Source organism: Actinomadura logoneensis (genome assembly GCF_003428695.1).
Classification (GTDB): Bacteria; Actinomycetota; Actinomycetes; order Streptosporangiales; family Streptosporangiaceae; genus Spirillospora; species Spirillospora logoneensis.
Genome location: NZ_QURH01000405.1, coordinates 1 through 776, shown reverse-complemented (window position 1 = coordinate 776; position 776 = coordinate 1). Strand labels below are relative to the sequence as shown.

1 pseudogene is annotated in these 776 nt (G+C 79.3%); it reads right to left on the bottom strand.

Features of this window, described 5'->3' with window-relative positions:
- A pseudogene (locus DZF91_RS40080) lies at nt 1-776 on the bottom strand (hypothetical protein); the annotation flags it as partial.

The window sequence follows — 776 nt, the reverse complement described above, 5'->3', positions numbered from 1 at the left end:
CGGCCGGCTTCTCGGCCGTCACCGCCTCGGCGTGCGCCCGGACGACCGCCGCGTCCGCGTCGGCCGTGCCGCCGGGCAGGACCGTCCGCACCCGCTCGGCCAGCCGCAGCGTGGACGCCTCGGTGAGCGCGCCGTGCCCGGCCGCGATCCGGACGAACGTCCGGGACGGCAGCACGCCGAGCGCCGGATGCTCCGCGCACCCCTCGGGATGGGCCGCCAGCAGCTCCAGGCACTCCGCCGCGTCGGGCGGCTCCTCCCACAGCACGCCGAACACCGGGTCGAGCTCCATGGCGCCGAGCCCCAGCTCCAGCAGCGCGCCGGTCACCTCGACCCGCCGCTCCGGAGCCCGCCGCCCGACGGACGCCAGGACCTCCGCGGCGATCTCCTCCGCGCCGCGGAAACCGGCCCTGGCCCGCGCGGACGTCCCGCCGGGCCCGTCCGCCTCCGCGGAGCCGAACGCCGCCGGGGGCGTGAAAGCGTCCGCGCGGTGGGCGCTGCCACGTTCCGGTTCTCCCGGTCGTCTCCGCCCGCCCGGCTCGGACCTCGACCGGGAGCGGCCCTTACCGGGGAGGTACAGCTCGGTGTACAGCAGGTCGCAGGCCGCGTCGGTGAGGACGGCCCGCCGGGTCGGCCCGTCCGCCGCGACAAGGCCGTCCAGGACGCCTTCGAGCAGCGCCTCCCGGTGCTCGGCGGGACACTCGGCGAACGCCTCGGGCAGGTCGGACGCCCCGGCCTCCACGCGCCCGGCCGCCGCGGCGGCGAGCTCGCCGCGCGGG